Annotated in this window: 24 protein-coding genes and 1 pseudogene; 16 read left to right on the forward strand and 9 right to left on the reverse strand. The window is 67.8% G+C overall.

The genetic code is table 11. The annotated features are described in order from the left end of the window. Positions 1–61: 61 nt before the first annotated feature. The 6 genes and pseudogenes from D7316_RS24340 to D7316_RS24365 form a co-directional block, all read right to left on the reverse strand. On the reverse strand, positions 62–781 hold the full coding sequence (locus D7316_RS24340) for a YoaK family protein (protein WP_232017058.1): 720 nt from the start codon (positions 779–781) through the stop codon (positions 62–64). Positions 782–792: 11 nt separating this feature from the next. After that, positions 793–1,488, reverse strand: a complete 696-nt coding sequence (locus D7316_RS24345) for a GntR family transcriptional regulator (protein WP_124711555.1) — start codon at positions 1,486–1,488, stop codon at positions 793–795. An 8-nt stretch (positions 1,489–1,496) separates the two neighbouring features. Next, positions 1,497–3,446 (reverse strand): S9 family peptidase, encoded by a 1,950-nt coding sequence (locus D7316_RS24350; protein WP_232017222.1) that lies wholly within the window; start codon positions 3,444–3,446, stop codon positions 1,497–1,499. Between the two features lie 14 nt (positions 3,447–3,460). After that, positions 3,461–5,260, reverse strand: coding sequence for an N-acetylglutaminylglutamine amidotransferase (locus D7316_RS24355; protein WP_124710550.1), 1,800 nt, complete (start codon positions 5,258–5,260; stop codon positions 3,461–3,463). A gap of 6 nt (positions 5,261–5,266) precedes the next feature. Continuing rightward, positions 5,267–7,953: pseudogene (locus D7316_RS24360) on the reverse strand (glutamate--cysteine ligase). Between the two features lie 65 nt (positions 7,954–8,018). Beyond that, positions 8,019–8,504 carry a hotdog fold domain-containing protein gene (locus D7316_RS24365; protein ID WP_124710551.1) on the reverse strand — a complete coding sequence of 162 codons (486 nt, stop codon included), beginning with the start codon at positions 8,502–8,504 and terminating at the stop codon, positions 8,019–8,021. A gap of 428 nt (positions 8,505–8,932) precedes the next feature. Here D7316_RS24365 and rpsJ point away from each other — a divergent pair, with 428 nt between their 5' ends. The 16 genes from rpsJ to D7316_RS24445 all read left to right on the forward strand — a co-directional run bounded on the left by rpsJ (position 8,933) and on the right by D7316_RS24445 (position 20,630). Beyond that, on the forward strand, positions 8,933–9,238 hold the full coding sequence (rpsJ, locus tag D7316_RS24370) for a 30S ribosomal protein S10 (RefSeq protein ID WP_003938093.1): 306 nt from the start codon (positions 8,933–8,935) through the stop codon (positions 9,236–9,238). Between the two features lie 19 nt (positions 9,239–9,257). Next, positions 9,258–9,932, forward strand: coding sequence for a 50S ribosomal protein L3 (gene rplC, locus D7316_RS24375; RefSeq protein WP_124710552.1), 675 nt, complete (start codon positions 9,258–9,260; stop codon positions 9,930–9,932). Then, positions 9,929–10,585, forward strand: coding sequence for a 50S ribosomal protein L4 (gene rplD, locus D7316_RS24380; protein ID WP_124710553.1), 657 nt, complete (start codon positions 9,929–9,931; stop codon positions 10,583–10,585). Before rplC ends, rplD begins: the two co-directional genes overlap by 4 nt. Positions 10,586–10,587: 2 nt before the next feature. Next, positions 10,588–10,893, forward strand: a complete 306-nt coding sequence (gene rplW / locus D7316_RS24385) for a 50S ribosomal protein L23 (protein ID WP_124710554.1) — start codon at positions 10,588–10,590, stop codon at positions 10,891–10,893. Positions 10,894–10,923: 30 nt separating this feature from the next. Then, positions 10,924–11,760 (forward strand): 50S ribosomal protein L2, encoded by an 837-nt coding sequence (rplB, locus tag D7316_RS24390; RefSeq protein ID WP_124710555.1) that lies wholly within the window; start codon positions 10,924–10,926, stop codon positions 11,758–11,760. An 18-nt stretch (positions 11,761–11,778) separates the two neighbouring features. Further along, the gene (gene rpsS / locus D7316_RS24395) at positions 11,779–12,060 is read left to right on the forward strand and encodes a 30S ribosomal protein S19 (protein ID WP_005203946.1); all 282 of its coding nucleotides are present in this window, start codon (positions 11,779–11,781) and stop codon (positions 12,058–12,060) included. Then, positions 12,060–12,470: a 50S ribosomal protein L22 gene (gene rplV / locus D7316_RS24400; protein ID WP_124710556.1), complete on the forward strand. Its 411-nt coding sequence runs from the start codon at positions 12,060–12,062 to the stop codon at positions 12,468–12,470. Before rpsS ends, rplV begins: the two co-directional genes overlap by 1 nt. Beyond that, positions 12,470–13,288 (forward strand): 30S ribosomal protein S3, encoded by an 819-nt coding sequence (rpsC, locus tag D7316_RS24405; protein WP_124710557.1) that lies wholly within the window; start codon positions 12,470–12,472, stop codon positions 13,286–13,288. The genes rplV and rpsC overlap by 1 nt, the downstream gene beginning before the upstream one ends. 2 nt (positions 13,289–13,290) lie before the next feature. Then, positions 13,291–13,707: a 50S ribosomal protein L16 gene (gene rplP, locus D7316_RS24410; protein WP_023956020.1), complete on the forward strand. Its 417-nt coding sequence runs from the start codon at positions 13,291–13,293 to the stop codon at positions 13,705–13,707. Next, positions 13,707–13,940 carry a 50S ribosomal protein L29 gene (gene rpmC / locus D7316_RS24415; RefSeq protein WP_124710558.1) on the forward strand — a complete coding sequence of 78 codons (234 nt, stop codon included), beginning with the start codon at positions 13,707–13,709 and terminating at the stop codon, positions 13,938–13,940. The genes rplP and rpmC overlap by 1 nt, the downstream gene beginning before the upstream one ends. Further along, a complete protein-coding gene (rpsQ, locus tag D7316_RS24420; protein ID WP_124710559.1) occupies positions 13,937–14,236 on the forward strand; it encodes a 30S ribosomal protein S17 in 300 nt (99 codons plus the stop codon). Before rpmC ends, rpsQ begins: the two co-directional genes overlap by 4 nt. Before the next feature lie 80 nt (positions 14,237–14,316). After that, positions 14,317–15,777 carry an alpha-amylase family protein gene (locus tag D7316_RS24425; protein WP_124710560.1) on the forward strand — a complete coding sequence of 487 codons (1,461 nt, stop codon included), beginning with the start codon at positions 14,317–14,319 and terminating at the stop codon, positions 15,775–15,777. A gap of 67 nt (positions 15,778–15,844) precedes the next feature. Further along, positions 15,845–17,092 (forward strand): sensor histidine kinase, encoded by a 1,248-nt coding sequence (locus tag D7316_RS24430; protein ID WP_124710561.1) that lies wholly within the window; start codon positions 15,845–15,847, stop codon positions 17,090–17,092. Continuing rightward, positions 17,089–18,216, forward strand: a complete 1,128-nt coding sequence (locus tag D7316_RS24435) for a hypothetical protein (RefSeq protein ID WP_232017059.1) — start codon at positions 17,089–17,091, stop codon at positions 18,214–18,216. Before D7316_RS24430 ends, D7316_RS24435 begins: the two co-directional genes overlap by 4 nt. A 61-nt stretch (positions 18,217–18,277) precedes the next feature. Next, on the forward strand, positions 18,278–19,552 hold the full coding sequence (locus D7316_RS24440; protein WP_232017060.1) for a sensor histidine kinase: 1,275 nt from the start codon (positions 18,278–18,280) through the stop codon (positions 19,550–19,552). Next, complete coding sequence (locus D7316_RS24445; protein ID WP_124710562.1) at positions 19,539–20,630, forward strand: hypothetical protein; 1,092 nt, start codon at positions 19,539–19,541, stop codon at positions 20,628–20,630. The genes D7316_RS24440 and D7316_RS24445 overlap by 14 nt, the downstream gene beginning before the upstream one ends. A 6-nt stretch (positions 20,631–20,636) precedes the next feature. Here the strand turns inward: D7316_RS24445 and D7316_RS24450 are convergent, their stop codons facing one another. From D7316_RS24450 to D7316_RS24460, 3 genes are all read right to left on the reverse strand, one after another. Beyond that, entirely contained in the window at positions 20,637–21,011 is a 375-nt protein-coding gene (locus tag D7316_RS24450) for a GNAT family N-acetyltransferase (RefSeq protein ID WP_124710563.1), read from the reverse strand. A gap of 48 nt (positions 21,012–21,059) precedes the next feature. Further along, complete coding sequence (locus D7316_RS24455) at positions 21,060–21,863, reverse strand: ABC transporter permease (RefSeq protein WP_232017223.1); 804 nt, start codon at positions 21,861–21,863, stop codon at positions 21,060–21,062. 68 nt (positions 21,864–21,931) lie between these two features. Beyond that, entirely contained in the window at positions 21,932–22,726 is a 795-nt protein-coding gene (locus tag D7316_RS24460; protein ID WP_232017061.1) for an ABC transporter permease, read from the reverse strand. Positions 22,727–23,346: the final 620 nt, after the last annotated feature.

Genomic DNA, 23,346 nt, shown 5'->3' on the forward strand with positions numbered 1-23,346 from the left:
ATTTCCGGATGACGGCTTTCTATTTCCCATCGCATGCCGAGAATGCGCCGGAATGTGACCGTTATGTCTGATTCTGTTCCGCGGCGGCGGTGCGGCCGTTGCGTTGACGGTCGTGCGTGGCGCCCGCCACGGTCACCCCGCAGATAAGCACCGCGGCGAGGAGCAACGCGGCGCCCATGTGTACATGCAGCATCGCGGCGCCGATGCCGGCGCCGCAGATGATCGCCACCACGGCGGCGATCCGGCGGCCCGTCCCACTCCCGTTGCCGGAGCCGAGGACCGAGTCCGCCGCCAGACCCGTGATGGTCGATGTCACCACCACGGTGGTCACATCCTTGACCGCCACCACCCGCGCGGCGGCCGCCTGGATGCCCATCGCGGTGGCCGCGATGGTGGTGACGGTGACCATCGTCGGCTTGCTCGGATCCTCACCGACGACGAACAATGTTGTCGCCAGGCCGAACATGATCAGCGCGACCGTCGCGAACAAGACGGTTGTCCCCGTGGTCCATCGCCGCCCCTGCTGACGGAGTACACGACCGCCGACAGCGGCGCCGACCATGAAACCGACCAGCGCCATCGCCGGGCCGAGAACCGGTAGATCGGAACCGCCGGCGATCGCCATGCCCAACACGACGACGTTGCCGGTCATGTTCCCGGTGAACACCTTGTCGAGTCCGAGATAGCCGACTGCGTCGTTGATCCCGGTGGTGAAGGTCAGGATGATCATCAGGATCAGGTGCATACGCTCGTCCGGAATCCGTGTGAGCCGGGTGAACAAGAGGAACTCCGTCAGTTGTCGTGCCGCACGTCGAGTTCGGCGGCGGTCTCGATGATCGCACTCTCCAGGCGTTGATGGTGCACCTGGGCCACGCGGAGCACTGCATCGACATCGCGGGCGGCGAAGGAATCGAGCAACGCTGCGTGGTCATCGTTGAGGGCTTGCTGCGTCTGTGATCCGACGGAGCGCATGACCTGGAACGGCTCGGTCAGATTCCACGTGGCCTCGAACATGTTGAGCAGGCGCGGCATCTCGCATGGTGCGGTCAGTTCGCGGTGAAAGTCGCGCGAGATGTTGTGAAATGCCTTGCGGTCGTTGTACTTCACCGCCGTCACCAGTTCGACATGACGGTCCCGGGCGCGCGCCAGGCCGTCCGAGTCGATGCGCTCCACGGCTCGGGCGAGTGCGGCCTGCTCCAGAGTCCCACGCACGAAGTAGATCTCACGAAGCTCGTCGGTCGAGAGCTGGCTGACCCGGTAGCCGGCGTTGCGTTGATGCACCACCAGTCCCTCGCCGACCAGTGTCTTGAGTGCTTCGCGAACCGGGATGGGGCTGACCTGGAACGCATCCGCGACCTCGCCGGGCGGGATCTGCGCCCCGGGCGGTGCTCCGCCCGACAGGATCAACCGACGTAACTCCTCGAGCACGTTGGCGCGCTCGTTGCCCGACCGGGTCTCGATGAGTTGGGCGATGAGGCGGTCGGTCATGCGTGAGTTCATCCGGTCACCGCCGCCGGTCTCACCGGATGCCGCAGGACCCACCCGGCGACCGCCTCGGTGAGTCGTTGTTGGTTGTGCCGCTTGACGATCTCATGCCCCTCGTCGTTGAACAGCAGCAGCTCGGCGATGGCACCCCGGGCGCGCAACTCGTCGACCATCTGCTGGGATTCGCTCACCGGCACATTGGTGTCGTGGGCGCCGTGGATCACCAGCAGCGGTGCCCGCACGTCGGCGATGCGATGGATCGGGGACAGGTCGGCGAGCAGCTCCCGATCGGATTCGGGGTGGCCGTACTTGGTGTGGGCCGCCACCGCGATCCACGGCTCGGTGTTGCGGAAGAACGACTCCAGGTCGCTCATGCCGCAGATGGCGATGCCGGCCGCGAACATGTCCGGATGGAAGGTCAGGCACGCCAGCGTCAGATATCCGCCGTAGGACCGGCCCGAGCAGTAGATCGCATCCGGATCGGCGACACCCTGCGAGACGAGGAACTCGGCGCAGTCGGCGGCGTCGTCGATCCCGGCGTACCGTCCGTAGCGGTCGTCGGCATGGGAGAAGAGCCGTCCATATCCCGAGGACCCGCGGACATTGGGGGCGAAGACGGTGATCCCGGCGTCGACGAGTGGACCGAACAGGAAGTTGTAGTCGGGCCGGGTCTGTGCCTCCGGTCCGCCGTGGAAATAGAGCAGGGTGGGGCCGGGGCCGTCGCGGCGGGCGCGGAACAGCAGGCCGGACAACGGCATCCCGTCACGGGCGGAGAACTCGAGCAGCTCCGGATGCAAGCCGCTCGACGGCCCCTCGCCGGTGATCACGTCGTCGCGGACGGCGAGGACATCACCGGTCCCCGTGTTGATCAGGTGTACGAGCGGCGAGTGCTGCGGACTCGACACCGTGACCGCGACGAGGCTGCCCGCCGCACTGATCGACAGGTCGGCGGCCACCGCCCCGGGTAGGGGGATCGGATCGTGCAGAGTCTGGTCGGGGAGGGTGAGCACCTGTAATTCGCTGCGGCCGTTGATATTCCAGAGCATGGCCACGGTGGACTGGTCGTGACTCACGGCGAACTCGTCGATGCCGGCGCCCGGCCGTTGTGCGAGCACCCGGAAGCGAACGCCGCCGGCCCCGACCTCGACGCCGAGCAGGCGGGGATACTTGGCGTCGAAATCACTGATCACGATGGCCTGCACGCTGTCGAGGTCGCGCAGCGCATCCTGCGGCGGTCCGACGAACACCGATGACGGATGATCGAAGCCCTGATCCAGGATGTACCCGTGGTCGGTCACGGCGCCGGGATCGTTGGGCAGCAGTGGTGTCATCACGATCTCGTCGGATGCCGCGTCGACGCGGCGGCGCAACAGCAGCATGTCCCGGTAGCCCCGCGGGCCGACCCGGACGAGGGTGGCGCCCTTCCACGAGTCGACGAGGGCGCCGCCGACGCGGACGTCGAGGGTCGTGGTGGTGGAGGTGCCCGGGTGTACCCGGAGGGCGTGTGCGGTGCCATCGGGTTCGGTGGCGGTGATGAGGACCCAGTCGGTGTCCCAGCCGACGAGCGCGACCGTGCCGAACGACCGCCCGTCCGGGCGGGTGGCGCCGATGCGATGGGCGGTGTCGTCGTCGGCGTCGGTGGTGACCACCCAGACCTGGTGGTGCTCACCGCCACTCGGCGCGATCTCGACGGCCAGCCACCGGCTGTCGGTGGAATGGATGACCTTGCGTACCGGTCCGGTCGCCCGCAGCCGCACCCACCGCAGGTCGCCGACGCCGTCCTTGGACAGGGAGCGTTGGGCGGCACGGGGATACCCGGTGCCGTCGTCGATGATGTAGGCGAACGCGGAACCGTCGGGGGACACCGACGCGCCGTAGGTGTGCCAACCGCGTTCGTCGAAGCGCACGGGGTGGGCCGGTGCCGACGTGTCCCGTCCCGGGTCGCCGGGGCCGGGCGTGATCGTCCTGCTCACGCTCACGGTGCGGTGACCGCTTCCATGCTCTGTAGCCACATCTCGAGCATCGCGAGCTGCCACAGTTCGTTGGAGCCCAGGGTGGTGCGGGTGCCGTTGGGGTCGGCGAAGAGTCGATCCAGCGCCTCGGGCCGGTAGAGCCCACGGTCAACGGCGGTTCGCGAGCGCAGCGCGTCGTTCACGAGGTCGAGGACACCGCCCTCGAGGTGACGGATTCCGGGGACCGGGAAATAGCCCTTGGTGCGGTCGATGACCGCCGCCGGGAGCAGAGATCGGCTGGCCTCCTTGAGAACTCCCTTGCCGCGATGGGCGAGTTTGAGATCCGGTGGGCAGGATGCGGCCAGTTCCACGAACTCGTGGTCGAGGAACGGCACCCGCGCCTCCAGTCCCCAGGCCATCGTCATCGTGTCGACGCGTTTGACCGGGTCGTCGACCAACATGACGGTGGTGTCCAGGCGTAGTGCCGCGTCGACGGCGGTCCGAGCGCCGGGCGCCGACTGATGCGCCAGGGCGAACTCCCAGCTGGGGTCGTAGTCGCGGTCGAGGTGGTAGGGCTCGCTGAGCAGCGCACCGATCGCGGCGTGACCGCGGTCGAAGAAGACCTCGGCATATGCCTTGGTGGTGTCCTCGCGGGGAGTGTGCTGCAACGGCGGATACCAGTCGTAGCCGCCGAGGATCTCGTCGGCGCCCTGCCCGGACTGGACGACCTTGATGGACTTGCTGACCTCCTCGGACAAGAGATAGAAGGCCACGCAATCGTGACTGACCATCGGTTCGCTCATCGCCGCGATGGTGTCCGGGACCGCGGGCAGCAGCCGGTCGGTACCGATGTGGATCTTGTGGTGGTCGGTGCCGAAGGTGTCGGCGATCAAATCGGAATAGGCGTATTCGTCGCCGGATTCGCCACCGGCCGAGTCGAATCCGATACTGAACGTCGCGAGGTCGGTCTGACCCTGTTCGGCCAGCAGGGCCACCACGAGGGAGGAGTCGATGCCGCCCGAGAGCAGGACCCCGACCGGGACGTCGGCCACCATACGGCGGCGTACCGAGGTGCGCAGTGAATCGAGCAACTCGTGCTGCCACCGTGCCTCGTCCCAGTCCTTGTGGTCGGATCTGGGCTCGAAAGCCGGCGTCCAGTAGCGCTTCTCGACGCTGCGGCCATCCGGGTTGATGGTCCGGACGGTGGCCGGCGGGAGTTTGCGGATGCCGTTGTAGATCGTGTGCGGCGCGGGGACGACGGCGTGGAAGCTGAAGTAGTGGTGCAGCGCGACCCGGTCGATCGAGGTGTCCACGCCGCCGGCGCGCAGCAGTGCCTGCAGCGACGACGCGAACCGCAGTCGACCCGGTGTCTCGGCGAGGTAGAGCGGTTTGATGCCGAGTCGGTCGCGCGCGAGGGTCACGACGCCGGTGTCGGTGTCGACGACGGCGAACGCGAACATACCGATGAGATGGTCGACGCAGTCGGGTCCCCAGGCGTGGAACGCCTTGAGGATCACCTCGCTGTCGGCGTGCGAGAAGAAGCGGTAGCCCTTCGCCTCGAGCTCCGTCCGCAACTCGCGGTGGTTGTAGATGCAGCCGTTGAACACCAGGGCGAGCGCGAGTTCCGGGTCGACCATCGGCTGTGCGCCGCGTTCGGAGAGGTCGATGATCTTCAGTCGGCGATGGCCCAGGGCCACCGAGCCCTTGGCGAAGATGCCGGAACCGTCGGGGCCGCGGCGGGACATCTCACACGTCATCGCATCGACGGCGGCGACATCCGGAGATGTTGCGTCGAAACGGATCTCACCACATATACCGCACATGTCGGATCAGCCCTCTCGTGGTTCCGGTGCGACACCCGCATGGCCCGCGCCCTGGATCCAGGTGTCCTTGCCCCCGCCGCCGCGCGAGGAGTTGACGATCAGACTGCCCGCCGGCGCCACCCGGGTCAACGCGGCGGGCGCGACGAGCGCATCGATCTGATCGCCGGTGTCGCGCAGATGGACGAACGCCCGGAGGTCGACGTGGTGGGCGTAGAAGCCGTTGCCGTCGAACGTCGGATGCGTGGACAGGGCGACCACCTCCTGGGCGATGAAGCGCTCGGGCTGGGTCAGCAGGTCGACACGGCGCTGTGCGAGCTCTTCGTCGCTGCATTCGGGTCCGATCGTGATCCCCGACCCGCCGAGTCCGTCGATCGGTTTGACGACGAGGCTCTCCAGATTCGCCAGGACGTGGTCGCGCTGGTGGCGCTCCGCGCACAGCCAGGTGGGCACCTGGTCCAGCAGCGGCTCCTCACCGAGGTAATAGCGGATCATCGCGGGCACGTAGTAATAGATGGCCTTGTCGTCACCGACCCCGTTGCCCAGCGCGTTCGCGATGGCGAAGCGACCTCGCCCGAGGCCGTCGAGGATGCCCGCGCGCAGGGGCTGCTCGTCGAAACCCTTCGAGGAGAGCAGCATGTCCTCGTCCATGCGCACGTAGGCCGTGTTGACGGGTACGCGGGTGGTGCCGTGATGGAAGTACACGCGCCCCACGTCGGGGCCGTCGGAGGTGTCCACCGAGATGTTCTCCGGCGTCGCGAGTCCGAGGCCCGCACCCTCGGCCAGCAGCTGGTGTTCGAACCAGGCCGAATCCTGCCAGCCGGAACTGAGCATGACGTCGATGCCGTCGGGGTGCGGGTCCGGAGGCCCGGCCGCGGCGATGGTCTCGCCGATCATCTTGGGGACACCGGCGATCGGCATCGTGCCGTCGGGCATGGGGATCTCGGGTAGGAACTGGGTCAGCAGAGCCCGGTTGGACATCGCGTACGCGATTCCCGACGGAACCCGCAGGTTGTCCTCGAGGACGACGAACTCGCCGGGCGTCGGGGAGACGAGGTCGGTGCCGCAGATGTGCGTGCGGACGCGTTGCCACGCGGGTACCCGTCCCGTGCGGCGGTAGCCCGGCGCGCGGTCGAGGGCCTCGGGCGGGAGTATGCCGTCGCGGATGGCGTGCTGCTCGCCGTAGACGTCGGCGATGAACGCGTTCAGCGCGAGTGCGCGTTGCGTCAGTCCTCGTCCGACCCGGAGCCAGTCGTCCGAGCCGATGTAACGGGGCATGACGTCGAGCGGGAAGAGTTGGGCGAGGGACTGTCCGGTGACGCGGAAGGTGACGCCGTCGATGCTCTGTTCACGTTCGATCTGGTACTGCCGTTTGCGCAGTTCGATGACCCCGAGCCCCGCTGCCGCGGTGAGGATCTCCGCGTAACCCGGTCGGGCGGACATCTCGGTGGTGACCGCCTCGTCGTAGGAGAGGAGTTCCGGCGACGTCACGGAAGGCACACCGGCTGGTGGTTCGACACGGTGATAGCCGTGCAACAAGCGGCCTTCGGGGTCGTCGGGCACCGTGAACGTGGTCAGCGTCCCCGCGGTCTCCGCGATCAAGCTGTCGACGACGGCGGTCAGGCGGCCGCGACGCCGCAGGGTACGGCGCTGCCGGGCCGACGAGCTGCCTTGCGCCAGGGTGACCTCGGCGAGTTCCTCGATGAGGTCGCGGTCGCCGGACTCCTCGAGTTCGGGACGGAGCGCGATGGTCAGATCGGTGACGACCTCGGCGGCCGGCCGGGGGTGGAACTGGCGACGTCGATCAGATCGCCCTCCAGACCGGACCGGGCGGCCTGCCAGATCGCGGCCCGATAGAGGGCGGGTGAGGTCGGTCGCGGTGGTTCGTCGAGATGCTTGGCCTCGCGCACCACGAGGGCCCGGAACAGCCCGGCGATCAACGCGATGGTGTCCACGGACGGGCAACTGTCGCAGACCCGCAACTCCAGCGTGCTGACCCGCGCCGACGGCCGCACGTCGAAATAGACCATCCCCCGGTCGCTGATCACGCCACTGCTGATCAGTCGCTCGATCTCGGCGTCGTAGTCGGCGGCGGTGTGGACGTCGGGGAACGGCCCGGTGGTCGGCCAGCGCTGCCACACGAGAGTCCGCGCACTGGCATATCCGGTGTCGGTACCGTCGGCCCAGAAGGGCGAACTCGCCGACAGCGCGAGCAGCGTGGGCAGATGTTGTGTGATGCGCGAGGCGATCGTGACCGCCTCGTCGCGGCTCGCCACATCGACGTGCACCTGGGTGCCGCAGATGAGTTGCTCGCGGGCGAGCAGTTGGTAGTCGGCCAGCATCCGTCGGTATCGCGGTGTCTCGGTGACCCGCATCTCGGTCGGTACCGCCAGAGGTACGGACCCGGCGGCGACGACCCCGATGCCGAGCGCCGCGGCGGCGTCGACGAGGACCGAACGATTGGACCGCAGGTTGTCGCGCAGTTGGGTCAGCTGGGGATGCACGCCGCTGTTGGCCTCGATGACGCAGCGCTGTAGTTCTTCGACGTACGGCCCGTCCGTCGGAAGGATCTCGAGGAGTTCCGGGGCACGGGTGGTCAACCTCGAGGTACGCAGATCGACCAGGTGGAATTCTTCTTCGACCCCGACCCGGCGGACACCGCGGATTGGATCGTCGCGGAGGGGGCGGGGCGTCATCGTCCAAGCCTAGGAGCAACACCGCCCCGGGGCAGGACGAGCGAGCAGGCCGACGGGCGGCAACGCTAGCGCGGAGTCACCCAGGTGGTGATGTCACAGTGGACGACCTCGACACCGTTCTTGTCGAGCACCCGGACATCGACGACGACGTCGGTGCCGTCGACGATCTGATCGAAGTCGACCGGTTCGGCCAGCCGGGCCTCGGCGGTGAGTCGTGTCGTCGCCTTGGCCAGGTACTGCGTCTGCATGGCCTTGGGGATCCAGCGATGATCGGCCGGGGTGGTGGCCTCCATCAACATGCCCATCGCGGCCTCGGCGAGATTGCACGCGGCGATGGCGTGGAAGGTCCCGAGGTGGTTGTGCACGCCGAACCAATTGGGTCCGGAAACCCGGCAGAATCCCGGCCGCATCTCCGTGACCACCGGTAGGACCGTGCCGAAGTACGGCACCCGCGCGACCATACCCAGGGAGAACAGGGCGTGCCCGACGACGTTGTCGGGCAATCTGCGGCGCAGGGCATAGGTGGGACTCGACGTCCGGATGTCGCTCATGGGCCCAGATCTTACTACTCGGTAAGTTGGTGGGTTCTCCGAGCCGCGCAGGTCCCGGCCGCCCGGATTTGAATAGTGACCCCGACCTGGTGCATACTTGTCGGGTTGCCTTGAGCGGCGGACGCGGGTTTCTTTGCGGCCTCCATCAGGTGAATGACTCCCAGGCCCCGGATTTCCGGGACCGGGCGTGTAACGCGTGCCCTGATTCAGTGGTACGGCCACGACACGCCCGACCGCGGGTGCCGGAGCACAACCGGTTCGTCCACAGTGGCGAACTTACGTACAACGATAGATGAACAGCGTCGATCCCCGTATCTCACACGGGTGGTCATGTGCCCACCGGCAATCTGAGCCGGCCTTCCCCTCGCGGGATGAAACGGTCACGCGGTGTTTGTCTGTCGAGAACAACTGACGGAAGAGGACACAGCGTGGCGGGACAGAAGATCCGCATCAGGCTCAAGGCCTACGACCACGAGGCGATCGACGCTTCGGCGCGCAAGATCGTGGAAACCGTGACCCGTACCGGGGCACGCGTGGTCGGCCCGGTGCCGTTGCCCACCGAGAAGAACGTGTATTGCGTCATCCGTTCGCCGCACAAGTACAAGGACAGCCGCGAACACTTCGAGATGCGCACACACAAGCGACTCATCGACATCCTCGACCCGACGCCGAAGACGGTGGATGCGCTGATGCGTATCGACCTGCCGGCCAGCGTCGACGTCAACATCCAGTAGGCGGGGGGCGAGAGCAGATATGACTACGCAGAGTGCGACCAGCAATCAAAGTGCCACACGGGGAATTCTGGGCACCAAGCTCGGCATGACCCAGGTCTTCGACGAGAACAACCGTGTCGTTCCGGTGACGGTGATCCAGGCCGGACCGAACGTCATCACCCAGCTCCGTACCGCGGACCGCGACGGCTACACCGCCGTCCAGCTCGCCTACGGCGCGATCGACCCCCGCAAGGTCACCAAGCCGGTGGCGGGTCAGTATGCCAAGGCCGGTGTCACGCCGCGCCGCCATCTCGCCGAGATCCGCGTCGCGGACGTCTCGGAGCTCGAGATCGGCCAGGAACTGACGGCGGAGATCTTCGCCGACGGCACCAAGGTCGACGTGACGGGTACCTCCAAGGGCCGCGGATTCGCCGGCGTCATGAAGCGCCACGGCTTCTCCGGTCTGGGTGCCAGCCACGGCGCACACCGTGTGCACCGCGCGCCCGGCTCGATCGGTGGCTGTGCCACCCCGGGTCGTGTGTTCAAGGGCATGCGGATGGCCGGCCGGATGGGCAATGACACCGTGACCACGCAGAACCTGACCGTGCACAAGGTCGACGCCGAGGCCGGTCTGCTGTTGATCAAGGGCGCGATCCCCGGCCGCAAGGGCGGCATCGTGGTGATCCGCGACGCAGTGAAGGGTGGTGCCAAATGAGCACCGAGACGACAACGAATCTGACGCTGGACGTGAAGTCGGCCGACGGCAAGACCAACGGCACCGTTGATCTGCCCGCCGACCTGTTCGACGCGCCGGCCAACATCGCGCTGATGCACCAGGTCGTCGTGGCCCAGCAGGCCGCGGGACGCCAGGGCACCCACTCGACCAAGACCCGTGGTCAGGTCAGTGGTGGCGGCGCCAAGCCGTACCGGCAGAAGGGCACCGGTCGCGCCCGCCAGGGTTCGACCCGCGCACCACAGTTCGCCGGTGGTGGCGTCGTGCACGGCCCGCAGCCGCGCGACTACAGCCAGCGCACCCCCAAGAAGATGAAGGCCGCCGCCCTGCGCGGGGCACTCTCGGACCGGGCGCGCAACGAGCGCATCCACGTGATCACCGAACTGGTTGCCGGGCAGGCCCCGTCGACCAAGTCGGCACGTCGGTTCCTCGAGGCGCTGAGCGATCGCCGCAAGTTCCTGGTGGTGCTCGGCCGTGAGGACGACGCCGCATGGAAGAGCGTCGCGAACCTGCAGAATGTTCTGCCGATCGCACCGGATCAGCTCAACACCTACGACGTCCTGGATGCGGACGAGGTGGTGTTCAGCGTCGAGACGCTCAACGCGTTCATCGAGCAGAACAAGAAGGAGGCCTAGATATGGCTACGCAGGCTGACCCGCGTGACATCATCCTGGCGCCGGTGATCTCCGAGAAGTCCTACGGACTGATCGAGGACAACGTGTACACCTTCCTGGTGCACCCGGACTCGAACAAGACCCAGATCAAGATCGCGGTCGAGAAGATCTTCGACGTCAAGGTCACCAGCGTCAACACCGCAAATCGGCAGGGCAAGCGCAAGCGCACCCGCTTCGGCTACGGCAAGCGCAAGGACACCAAGCGCGCGATCGTGACGCTGGCCGACGGCAGCAAGCCCATCGAGATCTTCGGAGGACCGGTCGGCTGACCGGGACTCGGGAACTGAGGGACTAGAGACATGGCTATTCGTAAGTACAAGCCGACGACCCCGGGTCGTCGCGGCGCCAGCGGATCCGATTTCGCGGAGGTCACCCGTGACCATCCGGAGAAGTCGCTGGTTCGCCCGCTGCACGGACGTGGCGGCCGTAACGCCCACGGCCGCATCACCACTCGGCACAAGGGTGGCGGTCACAAGCGTGCCTACCGTCTGATCGACTTCCGTCGTAACGACAAGGACGGCATCAACGCCAAGGTCGCGCACATCGAGTACGACCCGAACCGCACTGCGCGGATCGCGTTGCTGCACTTCGTGGACGGCGAGAAGCGCTACATCATCGCGCCCAAGGGTCTGAACCAGGGTGACGTGGTGGAGAGCGGCGCGGGCGCCGACATCAAGCCGGGCAACAACCTGCCGCTGCGCAACATCCCGACCGGTACCCAGGTGCACGCCGTCGAGCTGCGCCCGGGTGGCGGGGCGAAGATGGCCCGCAGCGCCGGTGCCTCGATCCAGTTGCTGGGCAAGGAGGGTGCATACGCCACCCTGCGTATGCCCTCCGGCGAGATCCGTCGCGTCGATGTGCGCTGCCGCGCCACCGTCGGCGAGGTCGGCAATGCCGAGCAGTCGAACATCAACTGGGGCAAGGCCGGCCGTATGCGCTGGAAGGGCAAGCGCCCCACTGTCCGCGGTGTCGTCATGAACCCGGTCGACCACCCGCACGGTGGCGGCGAGGGCAAGACCTCGGGTGGTCGCCACCCGGTCAGCCCGTGGGGTCAGCCGGAAGGCCGTACCCGCAAGAACAAGGCGAGCGACAAGCTCATCGTCCGTCGCCGTCGTACCGGCAAGAACAAGCGATAAGCAGGAGGGAGTAAGAGAATGCCACGCAGCCTCAAGAAGGGCCCGTTCGTCGACGACCACCTCCTTGCGAAGGTGGATACCCAGAACGAGAAGGGCACCAAGCAGGTCATCAAGACCTGGTCGCGTCGTTCGACCATCATTCCTGACTTCATCGGGCACACCTTCGCCGTCCACGACGGCCGCAAGCACGTCCCGGTGTTCGTCTCGGACAACATGGTCGGGCACAAGCTGGGCGAGTTCGCCCCTACCCGCACCTTCAAGGGTCACATCAAGGATGACCGGAAAGCGAAGCGCCGGTAATGACTACGCAAACCGATAATCCGACAGCCAAGGCCACCGCGAAGTTCGTCAGCGTGACGCCGATGAAGGCGCGTCGCGTGATCGACCTGATCCGCGGCAAGAACGTCGACGAGGCCCTCGACATCCTGCGGTTCGCCCCGCAGTCGGCTTCCGAGCCGGTGTACAAGGTCCTCGCCAGCGCCGTCGCGAATGCGGAGAACAACCTGGATCTGGATCGCCGGACCCTGGTCGTCGCCACCGCGTTCGCCGACGAGGGTCCCACGCTCAAGCGGTTCCAGCCGCGTGCGCAGGGTCGTGCGTTCCGCATCCGCAAGCGCACCAGCCACATCACCGTCGTCGTCGAGAGCCTTCCCGAGAAGGCAACCGCTTCGCGCGGCCGGTCGCGTCAGCCGAAGAAGGGAGCCCAGTAGTGGGTCAGAAAATCAACCCGCACGGCTTCCGTCTGGGCATCACCACGGACTGGAGTTCGCGGTGGTACGCCGACAAGCAGTATGCGGAGTACGTGAAAGAGGATGTCGCCATCCGCAAGCTCCTGTCCACCGGACTCGAGCGCGCCGGCATCGCCAAGGTGGAGATCGAACGCACCCGTGACCGGGTCCGCGTCGACATCCACACCGCCCGTCCGGGCATCGTCATCGGCCGCCGCGGCGCCGAGGCCGACCGGATTCGTGGCGACCTGGAGAAGCTGACCGGCAAGCAGGTGCAGCTGAACATCCTCGAGGTGAAGAACGCAGAGTCCGAGGCCCAACTGGTGGCCCAGGGCGTCGCTGAGCAGCTGAGCAACCGTGTGGCGTTCCGTCGCGCGATGCGCAAGGCGATCCAGTCGGCGATGCGTCAGCCGAACGTGAAGGGCATCCGGGTCCAGTGCTCGGGTCGCCTGGGCGGTGCAGAGATGAGCCGCAGTGAGTTCTACCGCGAGGGACGCGTGCCGCTGCATACGCTGCGCGCCGACATCGACTACGGACTCTACGAAGCCAAGACCACCTTCGGCCGCATCGGCGTGAAGGTCTGGATCTACAAGGGCGACATCGTCGGCGGCAAGCGTGAGCTCAGTGCAGCCGCGCCGGCCACCGAGGACCGTCGTCCCCGCCGGCCCAGCCGGCCCCGGCGCAGCGGTGCTTCCGGCACCACTGCCACGAGCACCGACGCGGGTCGCGCGGCGGAGGCTCCGGCAGAAGCCACCGCGGGGGCCACTGCAGCGGCGGGCGCCGAGAAGCAGGAGGGCTAGCCATGTTGATCCCCCGTCGGGTCAAGCACCGCAAGCAGCATCACCCCAGCCTGAAGGGTCAGGCGAAGGGCGGCACCAAGGTGACGTTCGGTGACTACGGCATCCAGGCTCTGGAGAGTGCCTACATCACCAACCGTCAGATCGAGTCCGCTCGTATCGCCATCAACCGGCACATCAAGCGTGGCGGCAAGGTCTGGATCAACATCTTCCCGGACCGCCCGCTGACCAAGAAGCCTGCCGAGACCCGCATGGGTTCCGGTAAGGGTTCGCCCGAGTGGTGGGTCGCCCCGGTCAAGCCGGGTCGCGTGCTGTTCGAGATGAGCTACCCCAATGAGGAGACCGCGCGCGAGGCCCTGCGCCGTGCGCAGCACAAGCTCCCCATCAAGACCCGGATCGTGACCAGAGAGGAGCAGTTCTGATGGCACTCGGAGTTGCTGCGAACGAGCTGCGTGAGCTCAGTGATACCGATCTGGTCGATCGCCTCAAAGAGTCGAAGGAAGAACTGTTCAACCTTCGGTTCCAGATGGCCACCGGCCAGCTCGACAACAACCGTCGTCTGCGGACCGTGCGTCGCGAGATCGCACGTATCTACACCGTGATGCGCGAGCGCGAGCTGGGCCTGGCGTCGGGACCGGATGGTGATGACGCATGAGTGAGGACCAGAACGTGAGCCAGACCGCCACAGGTAAGGCTGAAGTGCGTAACGACCGCAAGGAGCGGATCGGTTACGTGGTCAGCGACAAGATGCAGAAGACCATCGTGGTCGAGCTGGAAGATCGTAAGAGCCACAAGCTCTACGGCAAGATCATCCGGACCACGAGCAAGGTCAAGGCGCACGACGAGAACGAGACCGCCGGTGTCGGCGACCGCGTGCGGCTCATGGAGACCCGCCCGACGTCGGCCACCAAGCGGTGGCGCCTCGTCGAGGTGCTGGAGAAGGCCAAGTAAGCCTCTTCTCCGCGAGAGAGATTCAGAGAACGGCCCGTTCCCCGCTGGGGGGCGGGTCGTTTCTCGTGTAGAGAGTGCTTGTGCCCCAACTGCCGCCGTCGCCGCTGATCTACGAGATCAACACCTGGCCGTGGCTCGCCCGACTCACCCTCGAGAACGGGCGGCCGGTCACCCTCGGGACCGTGCCCGACGTCGAGTGGGACGCGATCGCGGAGTCGGGTTTCCACGCGGTCTGGTTGATGGGGGTGTGGCGGCGCAGTGCTGTCGGCGTCGCGATCGCCTGCGCCGACGAGCCGCTGATGGACTGGTTCGCATCCGCACTGCCGGATTTCCGATCCGACGACGTCGTCGGATCGCCGTACTGTGTGCGTGACTACGTCGTCGACGATCACCTCGGCGGTCCCGACGGGCTCGCCCATGCGCGTCGCGCGCTGGCCGATCGCGGTGTCGCGCTGATCCTCGACCATGTGCCCAATCACGTGGCCCTCGACCATCCGTGGGTGGCGGCCCATCCGTCGTGGTTCGTCACCGGCGACCTCGACGACCTCGATCGGGAGCCGGAGTCGTATGTGCTGGTCGACGGTGCCGTGATCGCCAACGGGCGTGACCCGTACTTCCCGGCGTGGCGAGACGTCGTCCAGCTGAACGCGTTCAGCCCGGGCCTGCGTGCCGCGACACTGGATACTCTCCGGCAGATCGCCGGCCAGTGCGACGGCGTCCGCTGCGACATGGCGATGCTGATGATGAACGACGTCTTCGCGCGGACGTGGGGGGCGAGCGAAGCGACGGGGGATGTGGGGGCGAGCGAAGCGACGGGGGATGTGGGGGCGAGCGACGAGTTCTGGCCCGGCATCATCGCCGCCATCCGCGCGGAGGTGCCCGGCTTCTGCTTCATCGCGGAGGCCTACTGGGGCACGGAACCGGCGTTGCGGGCGCAGGGCTTCGATCACTGCTATGACAAGTCGCTCTACGACACGTTGCGCGAGGACCCGGCGGGTCTGCGCGCGCAGTTGTCGGCGGACCCGGGACACCAGCGAGCGCTCCTGCGGTTCATCGAGAACCACGACGAGCCGCGCAGCGCCGCGTCCTTCGGCGAACGCGATGAGCTCGCGGCGGTCGCCACCCTGACCCAACTCGGGGCCCGACTCGTCCACGACGGTCAGCTGCAGGGACGACGCATCCGGGTCCCTGTCCAGCTCGGCCGGTTCCCCGACGAACCGGTCGACGCCGCGCGCGCCGACTTCTATCGGGGCCTGCTGGCCGTGCTCCGCGACGACGCTTTCGCCGGCGTCGAGTGGGGTCTGGTCCATGGCGCCGACGCATCGGATACCGGGGTGGTGGCCGCGTGGCGACGCGGCGGCCGTGACGGAGAGTGGCTGGTGGTGGTCAATCCCGGCGATCGACCTGCGACCGTGCGTCTCGCGTGCCGGACGACGGGGCACGAACTGTCCGACCCGTTGTCCGGGGAGTCGATCCGCGTCGGCGACGACGGGACCGTCGACGTCTCGCTGCCCGCGTGGGGCCGGCGGATCTACCACTGATCAGCGGCGGTCGCGCCTGCCACCCGCGATTCAACGATCGCGACGGGTCGATTTCTGGTGAACTTCCATGGTGGTGATCGATCGGCGCCCGCAGGTCGGGCACGCGGCTGTCGATCGCGTGCGTGCCTATCTCGGCGGATTCCGGGGCCCTCGGGTCGACGACTCAGACGTCACCCGCATGCAACGCATCGGAGCACGGTTCGTCGGGTGTGGGCTGCTCGTGTTCACCCTGGTGATGCTTCCGGTGACGGTCCGGTGCGCCGATCTCACCGACGCCTGGTGGACCCCGGTCAGTCTGCTGCTCGTCGTCGGGCCGGCGCTGGCGCTGGTGACGGCGACGCTGCGTCCGGTGCCCCAGGGTCTGATGGTGCTGACCTGCGTCTCGGCGATCGCCTATGTGGTGGCCACCCTGCTGTGGTTCGTGGCGTGGCGTGGGGTGCCCGACGATGTGACCCGGTACTCGGTGTGGTTGTGCCAGTTCCCGTCGGTGCCGAGTATCGCGCTGGTCCTGGTGTTGCGACCGGGGTGGGCGTTCGTCCATCTCGTCGGCGCGACGGTCCTCGCGCATGCGGCCAATCAGGTCGGTCTCTACGGTGAGATCCGCCCGGCCACGATGCTGAGTGCGCCGCTGACGATGGCACTCAGCGGGGTGTTCATGGCGGTGGCGTACGCGACGGTCCGCAACGTGCAATCACTCGACGCGAGACGTGCGGCGATGCTGCGGGCGGCGGCCTCGAGTGCCGCGGACATGGCGCAGGAAGGCGAGCGGACGCGCTTCGCGGCGATGATCCACGACAAGGTGATCGCCTCGCTGCTGGCCGTCGGTGCAGGTCGGTCGGATCCGCGCGTCGCCCGGCAGGCGGCCGCGACCCTCGAGGAGCTGGATCGTCGCGACGACGACACCGAGGGCGGCGAGGTCACCGTCGTCCGCTTCGCGGACGGCATCCGGCGCTCTGCCACCGCGGTCGGCGGCCGGATTCGCACCGAGATCGCGATGCCCGAGGAGGAGATCTCGTACCCGACGTCGGTCGTCGCCGCGATGACCGGCACGACCGACGAGGCGGTTCGCAACTGGCGACGGCACGCCGGGCCCGGTGCACACTGTGTGATCGACGCCGACTTTCACGACGGCGCCGTTCGCATCGTCATCGCCGACGACGGCGTCGGCTTCGACCCCCGATCCGTCAGCCCGGAGCGGTATGGGATCGCCGTCGGTGTCCACGGCCGCATGGACGCCCTGCCCGGCGGGTCGGCCCGGATTCACAGCGCACCCGGCGAAGGTACTGCCGTGGTCGTCGAATGGCGGCAGCCATGACGGATCGGCCGACCCGGATCGACGATCGCGACGTCGACGACCGTGACCTCGACGATGCGTCCGTCGACCTGTTCGGTCTCGGCTCCACGACGGTCACGGCAGCACTGTGGGTGTTCGCGGTCGTGTACGTGATCGTGTCGATCGGCGCCGGGTGGGAGATCACGTCCGTGGCCAGTTGGGTGGGGCGCGCGATCGGTCTGGGCATCTTCGCCGTCGCCGTCGCCATCGTCGTGCGCACGCGTGGTTCGCGGAGTCCCGTACCCGCTGCGGTCATCGTCGTCGTGTCGGCGGTCTGCGGCCTGGCGGTCTCGCTGTGGAGTCTGCCACCGGAGACGTATCAGACGTTGCAGACCGCGCCGCCGGTGTCGGCGATGACGATCGTGCTCACCTTGCTGGCGGTGCACCGGCGCCCGCTCTATGCGTGGGTCGGCGCCTTCTGCTGCACCGCGGTCTCCGGGCTGTGGGCCGCGGACGTCGGGCTGGGATTCGCGACGGGGGCGGTGAACACCAACTTCTGCTATCCGGTGCTGGTCCTGGCCGTGCTGTTCGCCCTCATGGCGCGGCCGATGGAAGAACGCATCCGCGTGTTGCGGGTGCGTGCGGTCGCGCAGGCGGCGACGGAGGCGGCCACCGCGGCGGCGGCGCGGGAGCGGGGTCGCCAGTTGCGCAGGCTCGATCGTCGTGCCCGTCCGATCCTGCAGCAGGTGGTGGACGGTCACGAGTTCACGCCGGCTGAGGTGGCCGACGCACGCCTCACCGAAGCGCAACTGCGCGATGGCATTCGCGCGCCCGCCTGGGAGTCGGGACAGGTCAGTGATGCCGTGTGGGCGGCGCGGCGGCGGGGCATCTCGGTCCTGTTGCTCGACGACGGTGCGCTCGCGGCACGACCCGACGACGACCTGACGGCACGCCTGCACGAGGTACTCGTCGCCGAGCTGCGTGGTGCACCGACCGGACAGGTGACCGCCCGGGTTCTGCCCCCGGACCGGGACCTGCTCGCGTCGATCGTCGTCAACGCGGGCCCCGACATCCGGCGCATCGAATGCGCGACAGACGGTGTGGTCACCGTGCAGGACGGTTCGGTGAGCGCTGTCGTCGACCGTCCGCGGGTGGGGGGTGGGTGACCGATCACCCGTGCAGGCATGGCATCGTCGGGTCCGAGTACTGCACGACGGAGATGATCTCGTGAACCAGCCTGCCGCCACCACGGTGATCGACCGACCGGCGGTCGCATCGAGTTCGGCGCACCTCCATCAGTGGCGTCAGCGGGTGATCGGGCCGCCCGACCGCTCCGACCTCGCGCGCGTCCAGCGGGTCGGTGCACGGTTCGTCGGGTGTGGGCTGATCACCTTCACCGTCGGGCTGACCCCGTTGATCGCGGGCCGCGCTGATCTGACCGCCTGGTGGTGGCCGGTGCTGAGCGTCCTGCTCGTGGCGGGGCCCGCCTTGATCCTGATCGTCGCGACCTATCGTGAGCAACTCGCTCATCTCACCGCCCTCGCCGCGATGTGCAGCCTCGGTTTCCTCGCGGCGACAGCGCTCTGGTTCGTGGCGTGGACCGGCGACGTTCCCTCGGACCACTCGGGGTGGAGCGTCTGGCTCGTACAGTTCCCCGGTGTACCCGGCCTGGTCTTCGGAATGGTCGGGCGCTATCGGCTTGCCCTGGCCCACATCGTCACCGCGGCACTGCTGGCCCAGACGGCCAACCAGGTCGGCCTCACCGGACATTTGGTCCCCGAGTGGTATCTCGGCTCGTTGATGACCATGGCGCTCACGTGCGTCTTCCTCGCCGTCGCGGTGGTCACCGTGCGGACCGCCGCGCTCCTCGACGACACGCGGGCGGCCGCGATGCAGGCCGCGGCGGCGTCGGCGGCGTCCACGGCCGTCGAGACCGAACGCGCCCGCTTCGCGGCGCTCGTCCACGACAAGGTCATCGCGATCCTGCTGGCCATCGACGTCGGCCGTCCCGCGCCGCGGCTGGCGACCCAGGCCGCCCTCGCACTCGACGAACTCGATCATCGGGACAGCGAGAATCCGCCGGCGTCGGTCGTCGGCGTCGACGAGTTCGTGCAGCGCGTCCGCACCGCGGTGACCACCACCGACGACGAGGTCGGCCGGGAATTCTCGATCGACCACACTGTGGCCGGCCGGTATCCGACCGGAGTGGTCTCCGAGATGATCGACGCGATGTGTGAGGCGATCCGCAACTCCGGCAGGCATGCCGGAGCAGACGCATCATGTCTGGTCGTCGGCGACTTCCGGGCCGATCGCGTCACGTTGGCGATCGTCGACGACGGCCGCGGATTCGACCCCGGACAGGTCAGTCCGGAACGGTTGGGCGTGGCCGTCGGAATCCGTCGTCGGATGACCGCGTTGGCCGGCGGCGGGGCCGAGGTACGCAGCGAGCCCGGTCGGGGCACCGCCGTCGTCTTGAGGTGGGTGCACGATGTCGGGGCGTGAGGACGTCGCGACGGCGCCGTCGGGGGAGTCGACGAGCGCCGACGTGGTCGACCTGTTCGGCGTCCGGTCGCGGCCCGTCGTCGGGGCGTTGCTGGCGTTCGGTGTGGTCTACGTGGTCGTCACCGTCGGCTCCGGCCTGGAGAACGATTCGGTGTCGAGCTGGGTCGGCCTGTCGACGGCCTTCCTGATCCTCGCGTCCGTGCTGGTGGGATTGATCCGGGTCGAGGGCGACCCGTATCCGTTGCCCGCCGGGGTGATCGCGGTGACGATGCTGGTCACGGGGGCTTCGATCGCCTGGTGGTCGGTACCGCTGAGCAACTTCGAAACCTTGCAGTGCATGCCGGCGGCGATCACCGGGATCGTGGTGCTCGCGCTGCTCGCGGTCCGGGGCCGACTCACGTTGTCCTGGATCGGCACGGTCGCCATGAGCTTGGCCGCCGGAATCTGGGCGGCGTTCCGCGGACTCGGGTTCGTCACCGGTGTGGGCTACACGTCGTGGGTCTACCCGGTGATGATCTTCGCGTCGCTCTTCGTGGTGATGCTGCGCCCGATGGCCGCGCGGATCGGGGCCCTGCGCGCCCGGGAGCTGCGCTATGCGGCGGCCGATGCCGCGGCCACCGCCGCCGCGGACGAACGCGATCGGCAGTTGGCGCGGCTCGATCTGCGCGCCCGGCCGGTGCTCGCGCAGGTTGCCGCCGCCCACGACTTCTCCACCGCAGAGGTCTCGGCCGCACGGCTGGTCGAGGCTGCTTTGCGCGACGGCATCCGGGCACCGTCCTGGGCGTCGCCGCGAGTCCGCGAGGCGGTGTGGCGGGCGCGTGAGCGTGGGGTTTCCGTGATCCTGCTCGACGACGGCATCGGGGTCCGGGCCGACGATGTCCAGACGCGCCTCGACGGCGTCCTCGTGGACGAACTCGAGAGTCGCGACGCGCGCCGCGTCACTGCCCGGGTCATGCCGCCCGGCCGTCCGACGCGCGCGACGATCGTCGTCAACACCGCAGGCGGAACCCGGTACCACGAATGTTCGGCCGACGGGGCGATCACGGACCGGCTCACCGCACCCGCGCCGGGTACCTGACGACGGTCAGCGCAGGGCGGTGTCCAGCCAGTGCAGGACATCGGGCGTGACCGGATGAGTGGCGTCGGCGTACCCGGGATTCTTGCGGAGGAACGCGGCGACCATCGGACACACCCCGACGATGGCCCGACCCTGTGCCCGGGTGTCGTCGAGGGCCTCGCGGATCAGGATGGTGCCGAGACCACGCCCGCCGAACTCCTCGGCGACCTCGGTGTGGAAGAACACTCGCTCGGCGCCGCTCTCGACGTCGCGGTCGCGATAGGCGGTGAACCCGGCCACCACCGTGCGGGCGGACTCGGTGTCCGGGACCGATATCTCGTAGCGGTGTTCGGCACTGTTGTCGGCGACGGAGGTCTGCGCCCCGGTCTTGTCGGTGACCATGATCCGAGCGTACGTGTGTGCGGCCCCCGCCTCAGCGGTCGTGGTGGTTCAGCGGTCGGTCGCCGCGCGTCGGTATCCGCGGAGGGCGGGCAGTGTGAACACAGCGAGCAGCAACGCCGCCCAGATGATCACCTTGATCAGGTTCTCGGTGATCGGTCCGCCGGATGCGAGTGACCGCATGACCTCGATGGCCGGCGTCATCGGCTGATTCGCGACGATCGGCTGCAGCCATCCGGGGTAGGCCTCGAGGGGACTGAACCCTGAATTGAAGAACATCATCACGCTCGCGCCGAGTGAGATCAGTGGCACGATCGGCGCCGTCGGCTTCGTGTTCACGGCCAGCGCGAGGACCATCATGGAGAACGCCATTCCGTAGAGCAACGCGACCCCGACGATGCCCGCCGCCGCCCAGGCGCCCTGGGTGAACCGGAATCCGATGAACACCCCCGCGATCAGCAGCACCACCGTGGCGACCAGGATGCGGACGAGTTCGGCGATGATCCGGGCACTCAGGTCGGCCGCCCGGTTGATGGGCAGGACGTACAGACGCCCGAGCAGGCCGGTGGCACGTTCCCGGTTGAGGCGTACCGCGGCCGCCATCGAACCGAACATGGCGCCGACCAGGATCACCAGTGGCACCGTCCCGTACGCGCTGTTCTGTCCGGTCGTGTCGGCGACGACCTCACCGAGCACCACCTTGAACATCACCATGGCCAGGGCCGGGAACAACAGGCTCTGCGTCAGCGTCGAGTAGTCCCGTAGCCAGACCGTCAACTGCCGGCCGGACAGGATCAGCGTCTGCGCCGTCCATGCCCCGACGGTGTGCTCCGGCGGCGAGTCGGCCGTCGGCATGTCGTCGGCTGCTGTCACGGTGAGTGTCGGCTGTGCTGTCGTCGCTGCTGTCGTCGCCGATGTCCTCGTCATGCGTGCGACCTCCGTTCCGCCCAGAAGAGCAGGGCGGCGGCCAACGCGGCGAGGCCCACACACCAGAACACCGTCGGCGCGACGACCGGCCAGGTGGCGCTGCCGTCGTTGAATGCCCGCATGGCATCGGAGAACTGCGAGACCGGCTGATTGCGGGCGAACGGCGCGATCCAATCGGGAAACCTGCTCGCCGGCACGAACCCGGTGGACAACATGCCGAGCACCAGGATCGGCAGGCCGATCAGCTGGCTGGTCGACTCCGGGCTGCTCGCCAGCAACCCCAGCGCGTCGGCGATCACCGACACCAGCAGCCCGACCGAGAGCGCGACGGCGTAGAGACCGACGGTCCCGTCGACGCCACCGTGCGGCCGCCATCCGATGACCAGGCTCGCGATGGTCGCGAACGAGAGCGATATCACCAACAGGATGGCGTTGGCCGATCCGCGCGCCGCGACCGGGACCACACCGTTCATCGGCATCACCCGGAATCGGACGTTGATGCCGCGCATCCCGTCCATCGACGAGCGCATCGCGGACGACGATGCGACGAACGACACGGATTGCAGGGCGATGATCGGCATGAGGTACTGCGCATAGTCCATGCCGGGGTAGCTGTCCATCATCGAGCGCAGCGGGATGTAGAAGCAGACGGCCAGGAATGCCGGCGCGATGATCGCGAAGACGATCTCGCCGTTGCGGACGATGCCGAACACGCCCCGGGAGGTCAGTGCCCACCACTGGTGTAGCGCGTTGATCTGCGGGGGAGAGGCCTCGGCCACCGGGGGATCCACAGGAGGATCCACCGGCGGATGCGGTGCGGCGGTATCTGTTGCTCGGGTGATCAGGGGGTCGGCACTTTCGTCGTCGGGAAGCGGGGCGTCGAGGGGAGCACCTCGTCGAGGGTAGTTGCCCGGCCGGCGGCGGCCCGTTGTCGGCAGTGCACGCACAACCGACAGCACCCACGGCGCCACCGGACAGCGTTCCCACAGGTTGGACTCGTAGAGTCCATCCGTGACCAGCGCGACATCGACCCTCGGCCACCGGCCCGGACCTGCGACGATCCGGCCGGTTGATGGCCCGGCCGACGCATCGATTACGGTCTCTCGGGTTGTGTTCGGGACCGTTCGTCGGCGAATGTTGCAGCAGACGTTGTAACGAACCGGCCACGAAGAACGAAATACGTCGTGGCTTTTGGAAGTTAGTTACTGACACTAAGGGAGTTGGATCGACAGCTGATTCACACGGTCGGGGGATCGGTCGGGGGAGATCGTCGTCATCATCCGCACTGCGGATCGGCGGCGAAGCACGCACGGAACGAGAGACGTCGTCGGGTGCCACATGCGGGAGTTCATCCTGCGGTACCCACAGGCCCCCGGGCGGAACGACGCACCCCCGAACGAGAGCGAGCCGA

The sequence above is a fragment of the Gordonia insulae genome, assembly GCF_003855095.1.
Lineage (GTDB): Bacteria > Actinomycetota > Actinomycetes > Mycobacteriales > Mycobacteriaceae > Gordonia > Gordonia insulae.

Bases quoted from the DNA above. Each gene is read 5' to 3' on its own strand.
- D7316_RS24345 (WP_124711555.1), bottom strand. From the start codon at position 1,488: ATGACCGACCGCCTCATCGCCCAACTCATCGAGACCCGGTCGGGCAAC.
- D7316_RS24355 (WP_124710550.1), bottom strand. From the start codon at position 5,260: ATGTGCGGTATATGTGGTGAGATCCGTTTCGACGCAACATCTCCGGAT.
- D7316_RS24365 (WP_124710551.1), bottom strand. From the start codon at position 8,504: ATGAGCGACATCCGGACGTCGAGTCCCACCTATGCCCTGCGCCGCAGA.
- rplC (WP_124710552.1), top strand. From the start codon at position 9,258: ATGACTACGCAGAGTGCGACCAGCAATCAAAGTGCCACACGGGGAATT.
- rplD (WP_124710553.1), top strand. From the start codon at position 9,929: ATGAGCACCGAGACGACAACGAATCTGACGCTGGACGTGAAGTCGGCC.
- rplW (WP_124710554.1), top strand. From the start codon at position 10,588: ATGGCTACGCAGGCTGACCCGCGTGACATCATCCTGGCGCCGGTGATC.
- rplB (WP_124710555.1), top strand. From the start codon at position 10,924: ATGGCTATTCGTAAGTACAAGCCGACGACCCCGGGTCGTCGCGGCGCC.
- rpsS (WP_005203946.1), top strand. From the start codon at position 11,779: ATGCCACGCAGCCTCAAGAAGGGCCCGTTCGTCGACGACCACCTCCTT.
- rplV (WP_124710556.1), top strand. From the start codon at position 12,060: ATGACTACGCAAACCGATAATCCGACAGCCAAGGCCACCGCGAAGTTC.
- rplP (WP_023956020.1), top strand. From the start codon at position 13,291: ATGTTGATCCCCCGTCGGGTCAAGCACCGCAAGCAGCATCACCCCAGC.
- rpmC (WP_124710558.1), top strand. From the start codon at position 13,707: ATGGCACTCGGAGTTGCTGCGAACGAGCTGCGTGAGCTCAGTGATACC.
- rpsQ (WP_124710559.1), top strand. From the start codon at position 13,937: ATGAGTGAGGACCAGAACGTGAGCCAGACCGCCACAGGTAAGGCTGAA.
- D7316_RS24430 (WP_124710561.1), top strand. From the start codon at position 15,845: ATGGTGGTGATCGATCGGCGCCCGCAGGTCGGGCACGCGGCTGTCGAT.
- D7316_RS24435 (WP_232017059.1), top strand. From the start codon at position 17,089: ATGACGGATCGGCCGACCCGGATCGACGATCGCGACGTCGACGACCGT.
- D7316_RS24445 (WP_124710562.1), top strand. From the start codon at position 19,539: ATGTCGGGGCGTGAGGACGTCGCGACGGCGCCGTCGGGGGAGTCGACG.
- D7316_RS24450 (WP_124710563.1), bottom strand. From the start codon at position 21,011: ATGGTCACCGACAAGACCGGGGCGCAGACCTCCGTCGCCGACAACAGT.
- D7316_RS24455 (WP_232017223.1), bottom strand. From the start codon at position 21,863: ATGCCGACGGCCGACTCGCCGCCGGAGCACACCGTCGGGGCATGGACG.